We start from the raw sequence: 254 nt of genomic DNA on the forward strand, positions 1-254 counted from the left end.
CTCATAAACACGCCACAGATGAACATTTTCATAACTCGATTCTTTTATGATGGAAGAAACTAGAGGGTGCCAGTCATCAAAAATTTTAGACAGGTATTCTTTTAGATTTTCCACAGAATATTCTTCATCAATTTTATATTTTTCATTATCAAATTGCAAATACCATAGAATTTTATCTTCAGAAAGTTTAAGGATTCCAAATGCTAAACCACCGTCTTCATGATGAAATTTCATAAAATTATCTTCAATACAGG

At 29.9% G+C, this 254-nt stretch carries 1 pseudogene; it reads right to left on the reverse strand.

The features are described 5' to 3' along the window. A pseudogene (locus SCA31_RS24495) lies at positions 1-234 on the reverse strand (FAD-dependent monooxygenase); the annotation flags it as partial. Positions 235-254: the final 20 nt, after the last annotated feature.

This window comes from Chryseobacterium sp. SIMBA_028 (genome assembly GCF_046535285.1).
Taxonomy (GTDB): Bacteria; Bacteroidota; Bacteroidia; order Flavobacteriales; family Weeksellaceae; genus Chryseobacterium.